The 19,632-nt window shown below is 50.5% G+C and carries 23 protein-coding genes and 1 tRNA gene; 4 read left to right on the plus strand and 20 right to left on the minus strand.

The genetic code is table 11. From position 1 onward, the window contains the following. Positions 1–73: 73 nt before the first annotated feature. Both dnaG and rpoD read left to right on the plus strand, forming a co-directional pair. Positions 74–1,819: a DNA primase gene (gene dnaG, locus WC5_RS18010; RefSeq protein WP_000918842.1), complete on the plus strand. Its 1,746-nt coding sequence runs from the start codon at positions 74–76 to the stop codon at positions 1,817–1,819. Between the two features lie 194 nt (positions 1,820–2,013). Beyond that, complete coding sequence (gene rpoD / locus WC5_RS18005; protein WP_000437367.1) at positions 2,014–3,855, plus strand: RNA polymerase sigma factor RpoD; 1,842 nt, start codon at positions 2,014–2,016, stop codon at positions 3,853–3,855. 76 nt (positions 3,856–3,931) lie between these two features. Here the strand turns inward: rpoD and mug are convergent, their stop codons facing one another. Next, positions 3,932–4,438 carry a G/U mismatch-specific DNA glycosylase gene (mug, locus tag WC5_RS18000; protein WP_000227304.1) on the minus strand — a complete coding sequence of 169 codons (507 nt, stop codon included), beginning with the start codon at positions 4,436–4,438 and terminating at the stop codon, positions 3,932–3,934. A 125-nt stretch (positions 4,439–4,563) separates the two neighbouring features. Between mug and WC5_RS17995 the strand changes: the two genes are divergently transcribed. Then, positions 4,564–4,639 (plus strand) — tRNA-Ile (locus WC5_RS17995). 1,266 nt (positions 4,640–5,905) lie between these two features. Here WC5_RS17995 and WC5_RS17985 read toward each other — a convergent pair. The 15 genes from WC5_RS17985 to WC5_RS25830 form a co-directional block, all read right to left on the minus strand. Further along, positions 5,906–6,187 carry a hypothetical protein gene (locus WC5_RS17985; RefSeq protein ID WP_024192182.1) on the minus strand — a complete coding sequence of 94 codons (282 nt, stop codon included), beginning with the start codon at positions 6,185–6,187 and terminating at the stop codon, positions 5,906–5,908. A gap of 5 nt (positions 6,188–6,192) precedes the next feature. Next, entirely contained in the window at positions 6,193–7,854 is a 1,662-nt protein-coding gene (locus tag WC5_RS17980) for a terminase large subunit (protein ID WP_016231458.1), read from the minus strand. Further along, positions 7,838–8,194: a phage terminase small subunit P27 family gene (locus tag WC5_RS0121865; protein WP_024192183.1), complete on the minus strand. Its 357-nt coding sequence runs from the start codon at positions 8,192–8,194 to the stop codon at positions 7,838–7,840. Before WC5_RS0121865 ends, WC5_RS17980 begins: the two co-directional genes overlap by 17 nt. Before the next feature lie 119 nt (positions 8,195–8,313). Then, on the minus strand, positions 8,314–8,499 hold the full coding sequence (locus WC5_RS0121870; protein WP_001251188.1) for a hypothetical protein: 186 nt from the start codon (positions 8,497–8,499) through the stop codon (positions 8,314–8,316). After that, positions 8,483–8,923: an HNH endonuclease signature motif containing protein gene (locus WC5_RS17975; RefSeq protein ID WP_001145897.1), complete on the minus strand. Its 441-nt coding sequence runs from the start codon at positions 8,921–8,923 to the stop codon at positions 8,483–8,485. Before WC5_RS17975 ends, WC5_RS0121870 begins: the two co-directional genes overlap by 17 nt. Further along, complete coding sequence (locus WC5_RS17970; protein WP_001287546.1) at positions 8,923–9,225, minus strand: head-tail connector protein; 303 nt, start codon at positions 9,223–9,225, stop codon at positions 8,923–8,925. The genes WC5_RS17975 and WC5_RS17970 overlap by 1 nt, the downstream gene beginning before the upstream one ends. After that, complete coding sequence (locus WC5_RS17965; protein ID WP_016231460.1) at positions 9,218–10,432, minus strand: phage portal protein; 1,215 nt, start codon at positions 10,430–10,432, stop codon at positions 9,218–9,220. The genes WC5_RS17970 and WC5_RS17965 overlap by 8 nt, the downstream gene beginning before the upstream one ends. A 1-nt stretch (position 10,433) precedes the next feature. Beyond that, on the minus strand, positions 10,434–10,994 hold the full coding sequence (locus WC5_RS17960) for an HK97 family phage prohead protease (RefSeq protein WP_000798773.1): 561 nt from the start codon (positions 10,992–10,994) through the stop codon (positions 10,434–10,436). A 54-nt stretch (positions 10,995–11,048) separates the two neighbouring features. Beyond that, positions 11,049–12,218, minus strand: coding sequence for a phage major capsid protein (locus tag WC5_RS17955; protein WP_016231461.1), 1,170 nt, complete (start codon positions 12,216–12,218; stop codon positions 11,049–11,051). A 273-nt stretch (positions 12,219–12,491) separates the two neighbouring features. Then, positions 12,492–12,740, minus strand: coding sequence for a hypothetical protein (locus WC5_RS17950; RefSeq protein ID WP_016231462.1), 249 nt, complete (start codon positions 12,738–12,740; stop codon positions 12,492–12,494). A 17-nt stretch (positions 12,741–12,757) separates the two neighbouring features. Then, a complete protein-coding gene (locus tag WC5_RS17945; protein WP_016231463.1) occupies positions 12,758–13,180 on the minus strand; it encodes a single-stranded DNA-binding protein in 423 nt (140 codons plus the stop codon). Between the two features lie 211 nt (positions 13,181–13,391). After that, a complete protein-coding gene (locus tag WC5_RS17940) occupies positions 13,392–15,515 on the minus strand; it encodes a DUF927 domain-containing protein (protein ID WP_016231464.1) in 2,124 nt (707 codons plus the stop codon). Beyond that, positions 15,512–15,811, minus strand: coding sequence for a DUF4222 domain-containing protein (locus tag WC5_RS17935; protein WP_016231465.1), 300 nt, complete (start codon positions 15,809–15,811; stop codon positions 15,512–15,514). The genes WC5_RS17940 and WC5_RS17935 overlap by 4 nt, the downstream gene beginning before the upstream one ends. Positions 15,812–15,817: 6 nt before the next feature. Then, positions 15,818–16,138, minus strand: coding sequence for a hypothetical protein (locus tag WC5_RS17930; RefSeq protein ID WP_016231466.1), 321 nt, complete (start codon positions 16,136–16,138; stop codon positions 15,818–15,820). After that, a complete protein-coding gene (locus WC5_RS25830; RefSeq protein WP_021548028.1) occupies positions 16,131–16,334 on the minus strand; it encodes a host cell division inhibitor Icd-like protein in 204 nt (67 codons plus the stop codon). The genes WC5_RS17930 and WC5_RS25830 overlap by 8 nt, the downstream gene beginning before the upstream one ends. Positions 16,335–16,479: 145 nt before the next feature. Between WC5_RS25830 and WC5_RS25835 the strand changes: the two genes are divergently transcribed. Beyond that, complete coding sequence (locus WC5_RS25835) at positions 16,480–16,662, plus strand: YlcI/YnfO family protein (RefSeq protein ID WP_001154805.1); 183 nt, start codon at positions 16,480–16,482, stop codon at positions 16,660–16,662. 139 nt (positions 16,663–16,801) lie between these two features. On the opposite strand, the gene WC5_RS17925 is transcribed toward WC5_RS25835, so the two are convergent. The 4 genes from WC5_RS17925 to WC5_RS17910 all read right to left on the minus strand — a co-directional run bounded on the left by WC5_RS17925 (position 16,802) and on the right by WC5_RS17910 (position 19,446). Beyond that, a complete protein-coding gene (locus WC5_RS17925; RefSeq protein WP_016231468.1) occupies positions 16,802–17,005 on the minus strand; it encodes a helix-turn-helix transcriptional regulator in 204 nt (67 codons plus the stop codon). Positions 17,006–17,015: 10 nt separating this feature from the next. Beyond that, positions 17,016–17,210, minus strand: a complete 195-nt coding sequence (locus WC5_RS17920; protein WP_464964970.1) for a helix-turn-helix domain-containing protein — start codon at positions 17,208–17,210, stop codon at positions 17,016–17,018. 135 nt (positions 17,211–17,345) lie between these two features. After that, positions 17,346–18,032, minus strand: a complete 687-nt coding sequence (locus WC5_RS17915) for a hypothetical protein (protein ID WP_016231469.1) — start codon at positions 18,030–18,032, stop codon at positions 17,346–17,348. Next, positions 18,019–19,446, minus strand: coding sequence for a tyrosine-type recombinase/integrase (locus WC5_RS17910; RefSeq protein WP_016231470.1), 1,428 nt, complete (start codon positions 19,444–19,446; stop codon positions 18,019–18,021). Before WC5_RS17910 ends, WC5_RS17915 begins: the two co-directional genes overlap by 14 nt. Between the last annotated feature and the right edge of the window lie 186 nt (positions 19,447–19,632).

The raw sequence follows: 19,632 nt of genomic DNA on the forward strand, positions 1-19,632 counted from the left end.
TAGTTGTAAGGCCGTGCTTCCGAAAGGAATGCGCGGCTTATTTTCGTTTATGAATTGCTAAAAATCGGGGCCTATGGCTGGACGAATCCCACGCGTATTCATTAATGATCTGCTGGCGCGCACTGACATCGTCGATCTGATCGATGCTCGTGTGAAGCTGAAAAAGCAGGGCAAGAATTTTCACGCGTGTTGTCCCTTCCACAACGAGAAAACCCCGTCATTCACCGTTAACGGTGAGAAACAGTTTTATCACTGCTTTGGATGTGGCGCGCACGGCAACGCGATCGACTTCCTGATGAACTACGACAAGCTCGAGTTCGTCGAAACGGTCGAAGAGCTGGCGGCAATGCACAATCTTGAAGTGCCATTTGAAGCAGGCAGCGGCCCCAGCCAGATAGAGCGCCATCAACGGCAAACGCTTTATCAGTTGATGGACGGTCTGAATACGTTTTACCAACAATCTTTACAACAACCTGTTGCCACATCTGCGCGCCAGTATCTGGAAAAACGCGGATTAAGCCACGAGGTCATCGCCCGCTTTGCGATTGGTTTTGCGCCCCCCGGCTGGGACAACGTCCTGAAACGGTTTGGCGGCAATCCAGAAAATCGTCAGTCATTGATTGATGCGGGCATGTTGGTCACCAACGATCAGGGTCGCAGTTACGATCGTTTCCGCGAGCGGGTGATGTTCCCTATTCGCGATAAACGCGGTCGGGTGATTGGTTTTGGCGGGCGCGTGCTGGGCAACGATACCCCCAAATACCTGAACTCACCGGAAACCGATATTTTCCATAAAGGCCGCCAGCTTTACGGTCTTTATGAAGCGCAGCAGGATAACGCTGAACCCCAGCGTCTGTTGGTGGTCGAAGGCTATATGGACGTGGTGGCGCTGGCGCAATACGGTATTAATTACGCCGTTGCATCGCTGGGTACGTCAACCACTGCCGATCACATTCAGTTGTTGTTCCGTGCGACCAACAATGTCATTTGCTGTTATGACGGCGACCGTGCAGGTCGCGATGCCGCCTGGCGGGCGCTGGAAACTGCGCTGCCTTATATGACAGACGGCCGTCAGTTACGCTTTATGTTTTTACCGGATGGCGAAGACCCAGACACACTGGTGCGCAAAGAGGGTAAAGAGGCGTTTGAAGCGCGAATGGAGCAGGCAATGCCGCTCTCCGCATTTCTGTTTAACAGCCTGATGCCGCAGGTTGATCTGAGTACTCCTGACGGGCGCGCACGTTTAAGTACGCTGGCGCTGCCGCTGATTTCTCAGGTGCCAGGAGAAACGCTGCGCATCTATCTTCGTCAGGAATTAGGCAACAAGTTAGGCATCCTTGATGACAGCCAGCTTGAACGATTAATGCCGAAAGCAGCAGAGAACGGCGTTTCTCGTCCTGTTCCGCAGCTAAAACGCACGACCATGCGTATACTTATAGGGTTGCTGGTGCAAAATCCAGAATTAGCGACGTTAGTCCCGCCGCTTGAGAATCTGGATGAAAATAAGCTCCCCGGACTTGGCTTATTCAGAGAACTGGTCAACACTTGTCTCTCTCAGCCAGGTCTGACCACCGGGCAACTTTTAGAGCACTATCGTGGTACAAATAATGCTGCCACCCTTGAAAAACTGTCGATGTGGGACGATATAGCAGATAGGAATATTGCTGAGCAAACCTTCACCGACTCACTCAACCATATGTTTGATTCGTTGCTTGAACTGCGCCAGGAAGAGTTAATTGCTCGCGAGCGCACGCATGGTTTAAGCAATGAAGAACGCCTGGAACTCTGGACATTAAACCAGGAACTGGCGAAAAAGTGATTTAACGGCTTAAGTGCCGAATAGCGATCGGGAAGCCCCCGACAGCCGCACTGAGAGGCAGCGGCAATGATATAAGTACGCCCTCGTAATTATCGTTGGCGGTAAACAACCGTTGGATTTCAGTATTAACGTCTGAATGATATCCGGTCAATCGCCCAACACCAACCTCATGAAATAAGTGTGGATACCGTCTTATGGAGCAAAACCCGCAGTCACAGCTGAAACTTCTTGTCACCCGTGGTAAGGAGCAAGGCTATCTGACCTATGCCGAGGTCAATGACCATCTGCCGGAAGATATCGTCGATTCCGATCAGATCGAAGACATCATCCAAATGATCAATGACATGGGCATTCAGGTGATGGAAGAAGCGCCGGATGCCGATGACCTGATGCTGGCTGAAAACACAGCAGACGAAGATGCTGCCGAAGCCGCCGCGCAGGTGCTTTCCAGCGTGGAATCTGAAATCGGGCGTACGACTGACCCGGTACGCATGTACATGCGTGAAATGGGCACCGTTGAACTGTTGACCCGCGAAGGCGAAATTGACATCGCTAAACGCATCGAAGACGGGATCAACCAGGTTCAATGCTCCGTTGCTGAATATCCGGAAGCGATCACCTATCTGCTGGAACAGTACGATCGTGTTGAAGCAGAAGAAGCGCGTCTGTCCGATCTGATCACTGGCTTTGTTGACCCGAACGCAGAAGAAGATCTGGCGCCAACCGCCACTCACGTCGGTTCAGAGCTTTCTCAAGAAGATCTGGACGATGACGAAGATGAAGACGAAGAAGATGCCGACGACGACAGTGCCGACGATGACAACAGCATCGACCCGGAACTGGCTCGTGAAAAATTTGCTGAACTGCGCGCTCAGTACGTTGTAACGCGTGACACCATCAAAGCGAAAGGCCGCAGCCACGCTGCTGCTCAGGAAGAGATCCTGAAACTGTCTGAAGTATTCAAACAGTTCCGCCTGGTGCCGAAGCAGTTTGACTACCTGGTCAACAGTATGCGCGTCATGATGGATCGCGTTCGTACACAAGAACGTCTGATCATGAAGCTCTGCGTTGAGCAGTGCAAAATGCCGAAGAAAAACTTCATCACCCTGTTTACCGGCAACGAAACCAGCGATACCTGGTTCAACGCGGCAATTGCGATGAATAAGCCGTGGTCGGAAAAACTGCACGATGTCTCTGAAGAAGTGCATCGCGCCCTGCAGAAACTGCAGCAGATTGAAGAAGAAACCGGCCTGACCATTGAGCAGGTTAAAGACATTAACCGTCGAATGTCCATCGGTGAAGCGAAAGCCCGCCGTGCGAAGAAAGAGATGGTTGAAGCGAACTTACGTCTGGTTATTTCTATCGCTAAGAAATACACCAACCGTGGCTTGCAGTTCCTCGATCTGATTCAGGAAGGCAACATCGGTCTGATGAAAGCGGTTGATAAATTCGAATACCGTCGTGGTTACAAGTTCTCCACCTACGCAACCTGGTGGATCCGTCAGGCGATCACCCGCTCTATCGCGGATCAGGCGCGCACCATCCGTATTCCGGTGCATATGATTGAGACCATCAACAAGCTCAACCGTATTTCTCGCCAGATGCTGCAAGAAATGGGTCGTGAACCGACGCCGGAAGAACTGGCTGAACGTATGCTGATGCCGGAAGACAAAATCCGCAAAGTGCTGAAGATCGCCAAAGAGCCAATCTCCATGGAAACGCCGATCGGTGATGATGAAGATTCGCATCTGGGAGATTTCATCGAGGATACCACCCTCGAACTGCCGCTGGATTCTGCGACCACTGAAAGCCTGCGTGCGGCAACGCACGACGTGCTTGCTGGCCTGACCGCGCGTGAAGCGAAAGTTCTGCGTATGCGTTTCGGTATCGACATGAACACCGACCACACGCTGGAAGAAGTGGGTAAACAGTTCGACGTTACCCGCGAACGTATCCGTCAGATCGAAGCGAAGGCGCTGCGTAAACTGCGTCACCCGAGCCGTTCTGAAGTGCTGCGTAGCTTCCTGGACGATTAATCGGTAGGCCGGATAGGCGTTACGCCGCACCCGGCACTAGTCCCTCTGCACAAACGCCACCTTTTCGGTGGCGTTTTTATCGCCCACGCACCACTAGCGCCTGATCCAGTTCCCGATACGCCTCAACCAGTTTCTCCAGTGAAACGCGACTTAAACCGCTGGGATTCGGCAACACCCAAATCTGCGTCGAACCAATAGTGAGCGTTTGTTTCCCCCACTGTACGCCGCGCTGGCTGAATCCCTGTTCATATGCTTGTTTGCCCAGAATCGCCAATGCTTGTGGTTGGTAATCTTCAATTTTTTCAATCAGCTTACGCCCGCCTGCGTGCAGCTCCTGCTTTGAAACTTCATTGGCTTGCACCGTTGGACGGTCTACCAGTTTGGTAACACCGCAACGATAATCCAGCAGATGCTGCGCTTCCTGCGGCTTCAACTGACGGTCAGTAAATCCGGCCTGATAAATCACCTTCCAGAAGCGATTTGCCGGATGGGCAAACGGAAAGCCAGACTCTGCGGAAGAAAGACCCGGATTGATGCCACAAAACACCACACGCAATCCTGGCGCAAGAATATCGTCAACCATATTAACTCCTGAACAACACAACTCGCAGGAAGTATAACGAATTGAAAACACATTGTTTATAAAAACAGCAGCCGCGCGCTAATGGCTGGATTGCAGCACGGAGTTACTTTATAATCCGCTACCATGGCCCCTTAGCTCAGTGGTTAGAGCAGGCGACTCATAATCGCTTGGTCGTTGGTTCAAACCCAACAGGGGCCACCATATCTATCAAGGGGTTACGTTAACAGCGTGACCCCTTCGTTTTTTCTAGGATACCTATAGGATACCGTGACAGAGTATAAGCAGGTATAAAAACAACAAGTTACGCAACATCATACCTGTCATGAAACTTTAACTATCCGTCATGATAGCTGGTCGATGATACGGATAATCCGTTATGTGGATCCCCATATCGGCATCAGGCCCACCAGCGTGAAGCGTTTTTCATTTTTCGCGGGTATAAAAAATCGATGGGGCTGGCAGTCCGGAAGACGTCAGGCCGCAGGGATTTGACCCGCCCCTCTCTGTGCATGAGCACAATAAATAACCGAAGGCGGAATTCCGCCCTCGGTACTCACATATGAGAAGATATTTCTTCCTCTGATACCCAAAATTTGGGTATCGCGAGTAAGCCCCAAAATCTGGGTGTTACTCTTACTACCCAAACTACGGGTAGTTTCCGTAGTTTCATAGTCGAGTTGCAGATCTGCAACTCGCCATCAGTCAGGGAAATTTTGTAATTTCACGGGGGTAAAAATTCGAAGAGGCGGGCACTCCAAGAGATAAGAGACGGTAGGGATTTTGCTCCCCCTCCTGAATGCAATTTTTCGTATATATATACAAAACAGTGCGGGTTATGCGGGTTAGCGGGTTATCTTCGCGTGCTAAGTATTTTTTATTCTTTAATATCAATGCGTTGAAAAATGACACGTTCAAATGTTAGCCAAATCGTAACCCGCAAGCCATTCAAAATAACCCGCAACCACCCCCAAATAACCCGCAAACACATCAGGAAAATGGGGCCAGTGATGCCACCGATACCCTATATTTGGGTATCGCGAGTAAGCCCCAAAATCTGGGTGTTACTCTTACTACCCAAACTACGGGTAGTTTCCGTATTTTCATGGTCGAGTTGCAAATCTGCAACTCACCCACCCGCCAACCCATTTTTGGGCCGTCGGGAATATCAACAAATTAGCACAGAAATAACTCAGGCAGATACAAAACTCAACTTTGAGCTTTGCTTATTATTCAGTTGGTTAACATCCCTCAAAACTGAGGACTGTACCCAAAGCTATTTTTATAGCTCCGGCCTCAGCAGTTGGCTGTTCCCGAAAATATCAGTCAGTTACGTTAACCGCTAATTTCTGCCTTTGGTGTGAATACTGTCGCTTTAACCTACGGTAATTGTTCTGCCTCGGTGCGTGTCACCGCCGTAACCGCGCCAGTAAACACCACAGATTCGTGGTTTTCCTGAATATCAGGAATCTACCGCCGCAACCGTTCCGGCTTCTTCCACTGGTAAGTATTTTTCGCGCTCTCCCTCCGTTGTTGAGAACGGCGACGGTATGCCAGCAACTCAAGAACTCTGGTTCGTATGTTGCGCATATCCACGCCGTTAAGCTCAATACCGTCACGGCGCATTACCTCAGCCACCACACGCGTGTAATTTTCGGCTATCACGCTGTCCGGCTGTGTAGCCTGTTCGTCAGGCTGCTGACTGATTCCGGTAATGCGGCGAATTATTTTTAGTAGATCAGTTTCAGTCATTCTCGTCATACCCCATCAAACGCCGCAAGTCGCTCTTTGTGGCTGTCGCTCATATCAAATGCAAATTCCTCATGCTCTGCCTGGAATGTGCCAAACGCCATCAGCGCCGCAACGCTCGGGTCTATCTTGTTGGATGATTTTTTCTTGTTCGGCTTGATATTGGCGTTCGCGTCACTCTGCATCACAACATTACTCATTGACCAGGCCAGCACCGGATCACCACGATGCACAATCACCTTCCGGTTAACAAAAACTTCGAACGATTTCGCCGCCGGACTGAAACGAAGGTATGTTTGCGGGAACGGCTCCACCTCTAATCCTGCCCCCTGTAGCTGCGTCCTCAGGTGCGTGGCGTTCCATGTATCGAAGCCCACCAGCCTGATATTGAAATTCTCTGCATCCGCCATGATGTCATCACGGATACGGTCATAATCAATGCAGTCACCCGGTGTTGTGCGTATCCAGCCCGCCTTTACCCACTGGCGATAGATGGCGCGGTTTTTATTGGCGGGGTTCTGTAGCTGAAATTCCGGCAGATAGTGACGGGAAACCAGCATAATCTTTTTACCGACCGGAAAGGCATAGCACACGCTGGAAATATCGCTGGTTGATGATAAGTCCAGCCCCGCGTAGCACTCCTGCCCGTATAAATCCGCCTCCGCGAACGTTCCGGCGCACTCCGCCCATGCACCGTTACCCATCCACGGCGTAGCCCCCTGACACCAGATATTGAATCGCTTGGTGAGCATTTCCACCCACTGCGACGGAATACCCCGCGCTTTCTGGATGGTTGAGGCCAGTTTTTCACGATCGACGGAAACATCGATATTTGGATTCGCCTTTATCCACATCGCCGGATCGTCAACCTCGCTTTCATCATCCAGCTCGTAAATCAGAACGAACATGGATTCGTTCATCTCTTCACCATCCAGTATCTGACAGCAATAGTCATAGTGTTGTTTACAGGCTGAAACAACGTTGCTCCCCGATGTGGTGATGGCAAATAACAGCCCCTCCGGACGCGCCCCCATCCCCAGCTCAAGTGCGGAATAAACCCCGTTGTCTGGGTGCAGGTGATATTCATCCACAATGGCAAGACTCGGGTTTGTCCCCTCAATGGTTGCCGCTTTTGCTGCCAGTGGCTTTAACAGGCTGTTGGTTTTCGGGTGTATCACCTTGTGCGCCTGAATATTTACCCGCTTTCGTAACGGTCGGGATAAAAGGCACATCTGACGCGCATCATCAAACACGATCCGCGCCTGATCACGACTCACGGCGGCGGTGTAAATATCCTGCTGCCCGTTTTCCATAACCAGAAACCAGTTAGCCAGGATAGCGGCGACCGTGGATTTGGCATTTTTTCGCGGTACTTCAATGAATGCGCTGGTGTATTTGCGCCGTCCGGTGGCCTTAACCTTAAAGCCCAGGATGCAGGCAAAGGCGAACTGCTGCCACGGCTCCAGTTCAATGGGGCTACCGCGCATTGCGCCTTTTACGTGCGGGCACACCCGGGAAAAGGCAATAAACCGCTCCACGACCTCCGGATCGAACGTGTAAAGGGAGTTTTCAAGGTCAGAAAAATACCGTTTAACGGCCTGTTTCAGTCGTTTACAGGCCGTAATTTTGCCGTTTTTTACGCCTTCTGCGTACTCATGCCAGGCGGTCAAGTTCGTCCTCTTCCTCTGTTTCCGGTGGATTTCTGCGACGGCTTACCGGGTCAAAACCCAGCAAAGAAGCCATTTTGATCATTATTCTTTCTGCGTCAGCCTTTGCGCTCAGTGCGGGGTTTCTGCTCTCGCTGCCCTGACTGTTAACAATGCTGAACCCGCGCGTCGCAAGGTCTTCGACGGCTTTGCGGTATATGGAGTAGTTAACACAATACAGTTCCAGATTGCTCCAGTCGGCGGGGGTAAGGTCTTCCCGCCCGGAAAGCTGGCGCGATTTTTCCTTCCACTGCCTGACCGCGATTTCATCCAGGTAAGCGGGGGTTTTTGGTGGTCTTGCCATGTTCTTTTTTCGCCCAATTATTTTCAAAAAAATTACCGTGCACAAAAATTTGAGGGGGCGGTCGGTGTCCGGCAGGGACGGTTTCGTCCTGAAAACCGCCCCCACCCCCTCTGACGGCCTCACCAGCGATTGCGAAAACATTCCATGACCTCGCGGTCACGGTCGGTTAATCGCTTCGCTGTGGTGCGTTTTGTGCGCCCTGTCCTGTTGGCTTTGTGCTCTGTCTCCTGTGTCTTCCATGTGTCACGCTGCCTTATCAGTCCACGTATCAGCCTGGTTTGCTCCTGTTCAGTCATCATCGCCATACATCCAGTCGTTACGGTGTGCCGCCCGTTCTTCCTGCTCGCGATACATGCCCGCTTTACGGTTTGCTTTCGTGGCTGGATCTTCTCGTGTCGTCTTACGGTTGTGGCACGTCTGGCACAATGCCTGGTGATTCCACTCAGGCCAGAAGAGAACATCACCGCCGCCATTGATGGGAATGATGTGATCCACCACAAGAGCTGGCGTATAAATCCCCTTAGCCAGACAACGCACGCATAACGGGTTTTTGCTCAGGTACAGGGCGCGGTATTTGTCCCACTGTCGGGAATACCCGCGCGCGCGGCGGTGTCCCCGTCTGGCATCCTCTGCACGCCATGCAGCCCGCCTGTGCTCTTCACACTTGCCGGACTTCACGCGCTTATTACAGCCAGGCTCAGTGCATCGCCTTAATGGTTGCCACGGCATCAGTACACCCCTACGTCACGATAAACTGACCAGAGCGCAGAAATAGCCATAGGCAGTTCCGAGTGCTCCACTGGTGAAACCGCTTCCCGGTTCTCGTACAGGAAAGCGATGTACATCAGGCAACCAACACGCATTGCCGGGGTAAATTCCAGCCCGTCTTCAAAACGTTTCCCGATATGCTTCTGGCAGGCTTCCAGCGCCGCATCGGTATACATTTTCAGAAGTTCGCCTTCACCGGATAAATCATCATCAAGTCGAAGATGTGCCCTGACTTCATCAGGTGTAATTCTGGCTTCACTCATCTTTTCTCCCTTTAATTTCCACAGTCTGTTTCCATGCCTGGCTGAACTCATCACCACCTTCACGCGGCGGCATACCCTCACGCTCACGGGCTTCGTTCGGATTCATGATCCCGTTCTTAATCCCTTTCTCATACGTGGCATAACGTTCGGTGGGTGTGGCGCGTAATAAATCGGCTGAATCAAACTCAACCAGATAACGGGTACCAGGTACGGGAGAAGCCACCAGCAAAGCGGCCTTGATTTGCTGTTCGAAGTTCGCTAGCCACGGGCGCATTGTCATGGTCAGAAACGCGCGGCTTGCCTCGCTGAAATTGCTGTAGGTGCTGTTGCTGTATTCCTGCAGAAAAATAGGCGATACGTTGAACATGCGGGCGATGTCTTCAATGGAGAAGCGACGGGAGGCCAGCCATTCCGCATCCTGGTTACTCATTCCCAGTTGCCTGTAATCCATGCCCCCTTCAAGGATTGGCGTTTTTCCGGCATTTTTCGCCCCCTTGTAGCGTTCCAGAGCATCCAATGCCTGTTTACCTTTCACGCCGTCCAGCCATTCGCCTGACGTGATAATCCCTGCCGCCATCATGCCATCTTTCATAATGCTGGCTCCGTGACGCTGTTGAGCAAGGCCAAGCCCCAGCGCCTCACGGCAAATCGTGACGGGGGAACGCCCCAGAAAGCCATCATCCGAGGCATAGCGGAGATGCAAAACTTCTTCCTGTAAATACGTGCGCACCGTTCCTGTACAGGGTTCGGTGATGGTATAGCGGTATTTGTGTGCGCCTGTGCATTCCGGTACAACACACCCCGGCGCATAAGGATGAAGTGATTTTGGCTGCCCGTCCTGCCCCCACTCAATAACCGCATAGGCGTTACCGTTCAGCAGGCAGTGACGCATCATTGTGCGTTTAAACTGGTAAGGTGTCTGGCACGAATTAGGCTGCTCATTCAGCAGAATATCTACCGGGTGACTGTCCAGCCATTCCCGCGCCTCCCTGCCCTTGTCATTACGTACCAGATACAGATAACACGGCATCGTGGCCACCGCCTCAGCGATGACAGAAACCGCATTCATCACTGCAGGCAATGATTCAGCCGTCCCGGCAGAAACATATTCTCCGGATCCGGTATTCGGTACGCCGGACAGCGCCAGAAAATCATCAATGGACAGGTTACGCTGCTCGCTTTTTTTACGACTAAAAGGCCACCACATATCACAACCCCGCCAGCTCAGACCAGCGATGACGATTATTTCCTGTCGGACGTAATTCAGGGTGCTGTGCAAACAACGAACGGTGGGCAATCTCCACGCCAGATTCTGGATAAGCAGGCATCGACGTTATTGTGATTTCACGGAGTTCAGCGGCGGTTACGGTACGCAGATACGGTTTTTGCGCGATACTCCACTCCTCGCATAATGCGCGAAAACCAAAGCTCATTCCTGTAATGTCGCCACGCTCCACCAGCGTAAGCACATCTTTTCCAAGCTGGGTATCCGGCGGTGTCAGTTCAAAACGTAACCCGGTGTTATCCTCAGTCAGTACCAGAGTGCCGGATTTGGTGCGCCCCAGCAGTTGGGTATAGTCATGCTCATACAGGCAGCGCACATCATTACCCGTCGCCAGATAGTCAGCAAAAGCCCCCGGCGTGAACTGTTCGCGGAATTCGTCCCAGATAATTTCTGAAAGGCTGTTCCAGCGAACGGCATACCCCACCAGCTTTTTATTGCTGGCGGTCAGTTCAGATGTGCGGATTTCAAAATCGGTGTTTTTCATCGGTGTACTCCATAAAACTGAAAAAGGAGGCCGCAGCCTCCTCCTTACTCATGACTAGCCAGCTTTCATTTCCAGAATTTTGATGGCGTTTGAATCCACCACACCACCGCCCAGATATTTATCCGTGTGGACCTTGTAGAATCCGGGTTCAGTAATGTTGTCCGGTCGGGTGCGAATCCCTGTTACATGATCAACGATGAAATAACCACGACTGAAATCTCCAACCGCTAGCGGTGCTTTTCCTGTGCCGATGTCCGGCATGGACTCCAGGCAGTAAACAGGACGACCAAGCAACATATCCGGCGCACCTTCTTTAAGGCTGTCGCGCCAGATATAATCGCCGTTCTCATTTTTCAGCTTCTGTAGTGCCCCTGCCGTGCCCGAGTTCATCACCCAGACGGCATTTTTGCGGTATTTCGCTTTCAGCTTGTAGAGAATGTCGATCAGTTCGTCCGCTGTAATGGCGGTTCCACTTGCCGCTACCATTTTTTCAATGGTGCCAAAAGCGCGGGTTTTGTCACTGGTCGCCGCACGGGTGTAAGCCATGAAGCCTTTCGGCTTGCCGTTACCGTCGCCATTAACAAAATCATCCTCTTCGGTGCTGGCGAACGTGTCGGCAATTTCGGAGGATAACCAGCCCAGAATATCCACCTCTGAAAAATCCAGGATTTCCTGCGTGGTTTTCGGGTAGGCGTAGATCGGATTCAGCTTGATGGTTACGCGTTCAATTTTCGGGGTGTTGGTTTCACTGCGTGCGCTGCCTTCTGTGCCTCGTCCTACAGTTGCGCCGCCAGTGGAAACCAGTTTCTGAAACTCATTTGATTTTGCGGTCTTCACGGTCGCGATCACGCGCATAACACTGTCATCCTGTAGCTGGCGCATGACTTCGCGATCGAGCTCAGGAATTACGGTATATCCACCATCCCTGCCGCTGTCAGTGCTGGTGGACAGTGATCGCACATCTCCGGTTACGATGTAGTTACGCAATTCATCAGATGATAATTTCTGGATGCCCGTTCCTGGCTTGCTGCGTTCTTCATCAGCCACAGACTCGAGGCGGGAAATTTCTGTGTCGAGGGAATCGGCTTTTGCACGCAGTTCATCAAACTGTTTGCCCTCGTCATCGTTCAGGCTGCGGTTTTCACTGTCGGCTTTTTCCAGCAGGGATCGCATCTGGTTTTTCAGGGCGTTTTTTTGCTGGCGGAGTTCGATTAATTTCTTCATGAAGGTTTTCTCGTATTGGTTAAGATTCAGGACGTGAAACCAACACGGAGGGAGCGCCGCCCGACACTCTCGGCATCTCGCAGATCAACCCGGCATCACGCAGGGGGTCAGGCGGCATTGTGGCGGCTCACGTCTGAGTGCCACACGCCAACATATACATAAAAATCAGTATGTAAACATCAGCCAGAATCACCGAACAATCTGGAACAACCGCGAACAAATAATTTACAAAACCTGAAAAAAGACCCGGGAAAAATCCGGGCCTTTATCGCTTTACTGTTTCACGGGATCGCGCATTCTGCGCCTTATTTTCCACAAATATTCGATCATCGCTTCCACCTGCTCACGGTTGGTTGCGAAAATTTCCCCGGTCAGTGAGCTGCGCAGAAAATCATGATGATCCACAACAAATAACGCATCGGAAGAAAGCAGACGGCGATATTTTTTTGCTGTCGTGGTTTCCAGATCATCAATACCATGAAACTTTTTATGTTGCTGAACTTCTTCAAATGTCACTGGCATGTATCCCCCTGTTATCGCTAAAAGGGTATGTTATCCCCGTATGGATCATCATTCCCCGCCTGTTGCTTAGCCCTATTTAGAGCGTCAGTAGCCTGACCCTGCTGGCCTTTTTTGCCACTAGGTCGCGCCGTTCTGGCACTGATTACGCTGTCTGCGATAACCTGCCAGCCCTGCCGCGTTTCCCCGTTCTGGCCTGTCCACTGGCTTACCTGCATGTTACCCGCCACGCTCACCAGCTCGCCTTTGTGGTGTTTTGCCAGTGCGTCGGCCTGTCTGCCAAACGCCAGGACGGATAACCACATCGTCGCCTGTCCGTCATCTGCCTGATTGCACGGCAGGGGGACCGCCATGCTTGCCATAGCCATTTGTGTGCCCTTGCTGGTGGTCTTTAACTGCGGGTCAGCCACCAGCCGCCCGTAAGCTGCTATCTGTGCTGTCATGCTGTCTGTTCTCCGGTTTTAACGTTGATAGTTACGCTTGTTTACACCCTTACGGTGAAATTCTGCGGGTTATAATCGCACTTTTGCGGGTTATAACTGCCGTTTTGCGGGTTACGTGCGGGTTATTGATTTCCTTTTTATTCATACAGTTAATTCACTTACACACAGGATAACCCGCATAACCCGCAACTTTTCACCTCACACAGGGGAGTTAATCTTCTGCCTCAGGCTGGAACATCATCACGTAAAAAACATGCTGCTTACCCCCAATTTTGCCGAGCGCCTTTTTCTTGTAACGGCGATCGTTACCCGCTTCCAGCATTCCGGCAGCACTCAACGCGCGGGCAAAGTGGGACGGGTTAAATCCCTGTGCGATCTCCCCCTCAAACACATGAGGAAACGTGTAAAAACGGAACTCATCATCTTCATTTCTGATACTCCCCTTTCTGTATCCGGCAAGGTCTTTAATCGGTAAATCACGTTCATCACTGTTTGGGTAAGGAAGGTATCGACTGAACCCGAACGACGACAAAAACGCCTCAGCCTGTTCAACCATCTGTTTAAATTCCCTGTTACCCGTGCCGAACTCCTTCACCCAGGCATTAAAGTTATGCTGTATTGCGTCCCGGCATTCCTGCGCGGCCCAGCCAGTTACATGACCGGAAAGCACAAGCGCAGCCTCCAGTATCGCGAAACGTTCCCCCACGCGGTGGACCTGCTCGCCGTAGCTCTCCGGTATCAGGTTGCGCCACCGTTCGCGGCATTCCCTTACCGTATCCTTTGCCTCCTGCTGGTGGTCTGCCAGCCATTTAACCCATTCACGACCCGCCGCCCCGTGATTTTCTGTCCAGGCATCTTTTAACGCGTCTGCGTGCGCCTTTCCGGTGCTGTATTCGTGAAATTGCGTGGCTTTTTCCATCGGAACGTTAAGCAGGCGGACAAGCTGCCCCGCTTTGACTTTTATCCCCTCCGTTTTGAGGAATGTCTCAACGTCCATTTCTCCGGTGCTGATTGCCACCGTGCGCCAGTGTTTTATCTCCCGGTTGCCGCCGTCCTTCGCCCCCTGTAATTTCCCGGAGCCGTTAAACAACGTATAGGCTGACGTGGACACCTCCCGCGCGTTTCCGGCCTGACCTATTTCATCCAGGGGTAACAGCCCGTCGTTGTGTGCCTCTGCCTCGTTGGCGATACCTAACGCCGTTCCGTACCAGGTAAGCCGTTGTGCGTCCGGCTCTCCCCATAAACTTGATGCGATGTTCTGCGTGGTGGTTTTCCCTGCCGATGACTGTTCGAAAAGATGTACCCCGAAGCCGTCAGCACCAACAAGGCCAATCAAAGGTGCTGACAGTGACGTGGCAACACCCAGCATCATGGACGGATTGCCACCAGCCAGCCGCGCCACGCTGTCACGCCAGCCCTCCGCCGTACCCGCAACCGAATAGCCATTAACAGCGGCACTTTTTCCGGTAAACAGGATCGGTTTTTCAGAATCACCAATGATTGAACCGTCCGGCATGATGTACGCGCCAAAATGCCAGCCTGTTGTTGTGCTTAGCTGCCATTCCTCATGGCTTCCGCTTAACTGCATCCAGTCAGCCAGGATAGCCCTGTATTTGCCATTTGTTGTCACGTTCAGCCCGTGATCTTTAAGCAACCGCCAGCCGTCACGGTCGCCAATGCCACCACACGGGATCGCCATTGTGATGACTTCATGGTTTGCTAATTTTTTCCAGCGCATCACGCGGTAATGTTCTTTACCGATCGTCCCCGTTCCCAGTAGTTCAAGCGGAGAACATAACCACGTCTCAGGCCGGATAATTTCGCCTGACTGCTTATCCACTTTGGGCGTTACCCAGAAAACACCATCGACGCGACTTTCAACGCGGGGCTTTAATTCATCATCCTGATAGCATGGCTCTTTTTTCTTTACAGGCAGTTCAACTACCTTTTTCTTTTCCGCCAGCTCTGCCCGTTCACGTTCCAGATATTCACGCCAGTTCTCCCGTTTCTGGCTGTGCATTCCTTCAGGGTAATAATCAGCATCCCTGACACCTGCCGCTGCCAGTTTCTGCCCGATGGTATTAACAACCCCCGGACGCAATAACCCCGCCTGATAGAGACGCACGCGATAGCGCCCGTCCGGTACGATTTGCAGCTTATCCAGTTCGGATAACTGCTGCTCACCAAGCCACACAGGAGGCACGTTATCGCCAGCCAGTCGCCCGTCCTGTTCCTGCCACTGCTTCGCATGTGCCCACGCATCACTACCCGCAAAAATGATGACTTCCGTCATTTTGTCACGCGGCTGGTGTTTTAAATTTGGCGCTTTTTTCATTTCTGCTCTCTCCACGCGGCAATCATGTTTTTCAGTTCCTGTAGTTTTTTATCAACATCCATACATGACACATGGTTATTTCTGGAAAGCGGGATTTCCCGCCGGAATCTGCAAATAAAGATCTCCACGTTCAGCGAACTATGAAATGAATAGCCATCACGAATAAAATACACACGGTCAAACATCAGTCCTTTTACCGTTACTCTGTTACCGTTCTTATCCAGATAAATAGCGCCGGGGATAATTTTGGGGTGTGCATAACCGCTGGCAGTCAAGCCAGATAAATATGTTCTCATGATTATTTATCCCCGATTTGAATCAGTATTCGCTTTCTTTATGGCATTTAATGCATCTGCAGCATTTTCAATGGTGCACCGTAACGAAATATCAAACTGCCCAAGCATTGCCAGTAACAAACCGATATTACCCATATCAATGCGCATAGCCTTTTCGTCATAGTCCTCATTTTCTGACGCATGCCACATCAGGCTACCAATTGACGCAATACCCATTGATATATTGTCAGTAGCCCCATACGCAGCGGAATAAACCTTTTTAGCAATATCATGCTCACAGTTAAAATGCGGATTAATCAGGTACTGGTAATTTGACATATCAGGCATGGCACACCCCCTGACGAATACGGGCGGCGAATACCATCACGCAGCCAGCCGGGGATTGCTGGCGTGCTTCCTGTTCGCTGGTGGCCTCAATGGTAATCACGCGCGGTTGTGCCGTGCTCAGGGCGATAAAACGCCAGATGTATTTATTCAGGTTGTGCGAGTCCCGCCCTTGCGGGTGTGTGGTATGATTTAACATAGCTACCTCGATACTGTTGCTATCGTTGGTGGTTAGAAGCCCGGTTAGTGTTCCCGCACTGCCGGGCTTCGCTGTATTTAATGGTTGCGTATTTTTAATGTGGTACGTACCATTTGATTTCAGTTTATAACGATGGTACGTACCAATGCAAGAAGAAAATGTGAAACCAAAATTTGATCGCTCCGGCAGCACAAAGAAAAACATCCGCTTCGAAGACACATTGTTGCAACAAATTAACGAAGTTGCAGGGCCTGGTAATTTCAGCTCATGGGTAAAAAATGCTTGTCGTGATAAGCTACGCAAAGAAGGCATAGAACCCAAAGGCTGACAGCCAACCAGCAAGCCAGCACACTGATCACATTGCCCACCAGCCGCAAATGTGGCATTGTTGGTGATGCGTTCAAGTTTAGTGTGTATCCATTGGCGACCGCCCCCGGTCGCCTTTGTTTTATGTGCCATCACTCCCCCTATGCTGCCTTACCTGAATTAACTCGGTCACGGTTTTGCACCCAGTCCATAACTTCGGAAAGCAACCAACCTACAGAACGCCCACCAAGATTACGGCGAGACGGAAAGCTCCCTTTTTTCTCCAGTTCATAGCGAGTGGTACGGCTAACCCCGGTTAACTTACTGCATTCAGCCTCACGGATTATGCGGTCAAATTGAGCCATCACTCCCCCCTTACACCGTCTGCGTTCTGCGAGTGGATGCAAGATAAGCATCGAGATCAGTGCGCATATACAGCACTTTGCGCCCCAGCTTATGAAAAGGGATTTTTACCTTGCCAGTACACGCCCAGTTAGCAAGAGTCTGGACACTTACCCCCAAATGCTCGGCAGCTTCTTTGCGGGTCATCTTTTCTAAATGCATGAGTATCACCGTATACTTCTGATTAAGAACAGGTATACGTTATTTAGCGATGGGGAAGTCTTGAAGACAGGAAAACCAGATACAAAATCGCATATCTGGTTTACATGGCTGAAATCTGGATTACAGAGGATAAAACTGGATTTATTCTTTGTCTCCAATAACTAACTTAAAATCCCTGTTTTTTTGCGGGGATTTTGGATTCATCCCCGACTCCTTAAGCCATCTCTCTATAGTCCCAACTACAGGGACATCATTCCATTTATTGCGTAAGTGCGCGTATATCTCTGCGGATAGCCCGGGTAAACTGGCATTAGGGTATTTTTTCCAAGTGTTACAAGCTATAGATAACGCTGTTGATTTATGCCTGTTTGTTTTTCCTTTCTTTGCTTTACTACGGTCTTCACTGATAATTTTCTTTACATTAGCTATATCACGTACTGATTTTAATAAATTCTCCGACACTAAAATCGCATATCTTTCACGTAACTGATCTGCAAGTCTGTTGAAACCAAGAACTTCAAATATAATGGCAGCTTTCAAAATATCATTGAATTCTGAATATGCACTATTAAATTTTTTATCAAAATCATCTCCATATCCGGCACATACAGAAATATTAACCTTTAAATCCTTATTTTCTATCTCTGACGATAATGATAATCTTTCCTCCAGAGACATTTTAGATGGTGTGATATTTGCCATATCGCATATCGTTTTTTTTACAAAAGAAGACGCCAGTTCATCTCTAATATAATCTGCAATAGTATTCATATCCTTCGCATCATTATGGTCAAATTCTATTGCAGCAATGATTTTATTTTCTGACATTCAAACCACCATTTGAATTAACGATACTAAATAGTAATGCGCGTTTCTCACTGTCACTCATACTCTCCAGTGCGGAAAGCAATTGCGCATCGATAGATTTTTTACTCTCCACCAGCCCGGCATGTTCCAGAATTGCCCGTTCTATCCGTGACGCTGGCTCCAGCAGTTCATCAGCACCAAAATGTAAATACCCCTGCGTTACGTCAGCACTTCGCATAGTACGGTGATTCATCAGGCGCTTGAGGATGTAATTGCCCACGCCCACCAGTTCGGCAACCGTTCCGAACGTCCGGCGTGCATCGTGCCATTTGAATGGTACAGGGGAGAGCATTTCATCGTTCGACTCTGGAACAGTAGCCGCGCTTATCCGGTCTATGATGTGCCGTGTTTCCTGAATCACTCCCTTCACACCAGGAAACACCAGAACATCATCAGCGTTTTTTATTTTCAGTCGGCGGTGGAACATTTCCCGCAACGTATCAGTAATCGGTAATTCGAGCGGATCCCCGTTTTTCGTGGTGTCTATCCAGAAAAAACGACCGCCCATATTCACGCGATCCCACGTAAGGCCAAAAATTTCTGATTTCCTCAGTCCGGTAAAAAGCGCCATTTCCACGGCATCGCATACCGTCACCGCTATATCATCCCTTTCCTGTTCGCCCTGGTCGCGCACAGCAGCTACAGCAGCAAACCAGCGGGGAAAATCATGCAGGCGGATACGTTCCGTTTTTCTTACCGTTCCGTGCCACTGGCGCTTGGTGCTCAGTACCAGAGTCGGCGGATCCGGTAAAAGAGTATTACCCGCATCATCACGGTAATGATCATGCGCAAACCGACACACAGCACGTAGCGCACGCGCCCATAAATCGGCCTGTGCCTTGCTTCCTGTACCAACCCCAGCCCGTAACGTGGTTTTATCAGCACCGAACCATACAGCCCCATCAGTGATGGCCTTATGCCGTTGTTCCACCCGTTCGCGGGAAATACTGGCGAGGGTATGGGCCATCCAGTCACCGGAATAATTCTGTAATATGCTGCGGTACTGTTTTTCTGTGGCGGGTTTCAGGCGGTGGCCACGATTTTTTACGTAGGCGTCAATCGCCTCACTCAGCGTTATCATGGCCTTGTTGTTAGTGCGCTTTGCTATGTTCGGATTTATCCCCGTTGTGGCGACTTCGCCAAGGAGTTCCATAGCTTTAGCCCTGGCATTATCCACGCTCAGATCAGGAAAACGCCCCAGCGTTGCACGAATAAATTTTCCGTTACGCTTACGGGAAATGCAGAAACTTTTCACACCAGACGAACCTACACGGACACGCAGCCCGTTAACCTCCGTATCACCATATTCGACCTGTCCATGTTCCGGCGTTGGCAGTTCTGCAATTTTTACTTTAGAGAATCTGAATAATTTCACTCATACACCCCACCAAGCGATCTGGTATCCTGGAAAATCGCTTGTTCTGCTCCAGGATACCTATAGGATACCGTAAAGAAGTATTTTGGGGTATATACAGGTATTTATACAGTAGTTTTAAAAAATACTAAGGTATTGAAAAGTATCGCTAAGTATCTGTAAGTAAAGGGTTATCAACCAACTCAT

It is taken from the genome of Escherichia sp. KTE114, from assembly GCF_000407765.1.
Taxonomy (GTDB): Bacteria; Pseudomonadota; Gammaproteobacteria; order Enterobacterales; family Enterobacteriaceae; genus Escherichia; species Escherichia ruysiae.

What these genes read in the sequence shown, in the direction of transcription:
- WC5_RS17975 (WP_001145897.1), bottom strand. Translation starts at nt 8,923, where the DNA reads ATGCCGTGGCAACCATTAAGGCGATGCACTGAGCCTGGCTGTAATAAG.
- rpoD (WP_000437367.1), top strand. Translation starts at nt 2,014, where the DNA reads ATGGAGCAAAACCCGCAGTCACAGCTGAAACTTCTTGTCACCCGTGGT.
- WC5_RS17925 (WP_016231468.1), bottom strand. Translation starts at nt 17,005, where the DNA reads ATGGCTCAATTTGACCGCATAATCCGTGAGGCTGAATGCAGTAAGTTA.
- WC5_RS17960 (WP_000798773.1), bottom strand. Translation starts at nt 10,994, where the DNA reads ATGAAAAACACCGATTTTGAAATCCGCACATCTGAACTGACCGCCAGC.
- dnaG (WP_000918842.1), top strand. Translation starts at nt 74, where the DNA reads ATGGCTGGACGAATCCCACGCGTATTCATTAATGATCTGCTGGCGCGC.
- WC5_RS25830 (WP_021548028.1), bottom strand. Translation starts at nt 16,334, where the DNA reads ATGTTAAATCATACCACACACCCGCAAGGGCGGGACTCGCACAACCTG.
- WC5_RS17965 (WP_016231460.1), bottom strand. Translation starts at nt 10,432, where the DNA reads ATGTGGTGGCCTTTTAGTCGTAAAAAAAGCGAGCAGCGTAACCTGTCC.
- WC5_RS0121870 (WP_001251188.1), bottom strand. Translation starts at nt 8,499, where the DNA reads ATGGCGATGATGACTGAACAGGAGCAAACCAGGCTGATACGTGGACTG.
- WC5_RS0121865 (WP_024192183.1), bottom strand. Translation starts at nt 8,194, where the DNA reads ATGGCAAGACCACCAAAAACCCCCGCTTACCTGGATGAAATCGCGGTC.
- WC5_RS17985 (WP_024192182.1), bottom strand. Translation starts at nt 6,187, where the DNA reads ATGACTGAAACTGATCTACTAAAAATAATTCGCCGCATTACCGGAATC.
- WC5_RS17970 (WP_001287546.1), bottom strand. Translation starts at nt 9,225, where the DNA reads ATGAGTGAAGCCAGAATTACACCTGATGAAGTCAGGGCACATCTTCGA.
- WC5_RS17915 (WP_016231469.1), bottom strand. Translation starts at nt 18,032, where the DNA reads ATGTCAGAAAATAAAATCATTGCTGCAATAGAATTTGACCATAATGAT.
- mug (WP_000227304.1), bottom strand. Translation starts at nt 4,438, where the DNA reads ATGGTTGACGATATTCTTGCGCCAGGATTGCGTGTGGTGTTTTGTGGC.
- WC5_RS17940 (WP_016231464.1), bottom strand. Translation starts at nt 15,515, where the DNA reads ATGAAAAAAGCGCCAAATTTAAAACACCAGCCGCGTGACAAAATGACG.
- WC5_RS17945 (WP_016231463.1), bottom strand. Translation starts at nt 13,180, where the DNA reads ATGACAGCACAGATAGCAGCTTACGGGCGGCTGGTGGCTGACCCGCAG.
- WC5_RS17935 (WP_016231465.1), bottom strand. Translation starts at nt 15,811, where the DNA reads ATGAGAACATATTTATCTGGCTTGACTGCCAGCGGTTATGCACACCCC.
- WC5_RS17950 (WP_016231462.1), bottom strand. Translation starts at nt 12,740, where the DNA reads ATGCCAGTGACATTTGAAGAAGTTCAGCAACATAAAAAGTTTCATGGT.
- WC5_RS25835 (WP_001154805.1), top strand. Translation starts at nt 16,480, where the DNA reads ATGCAAGAAGAAAATGTGAAACCAAAATTTGATCGCTCCGGCAGCACA.
- WC5_RS17955 (WP_016231461.1), bottom strand. Translation starts at nt 12,218, where the DNA reads ATGAAGAAATTAATCGAACTCCGCCAGCAAAAAAACGCCCTGAAAAAC.
- WC5_RS17930 (WP_016231466.1), bottom strand. Translation starts at nt 16,138, where the DNA reads ATGCCTGATATGTCAAATTACCAGTACCTGATTAATCCGCATTTTAAC.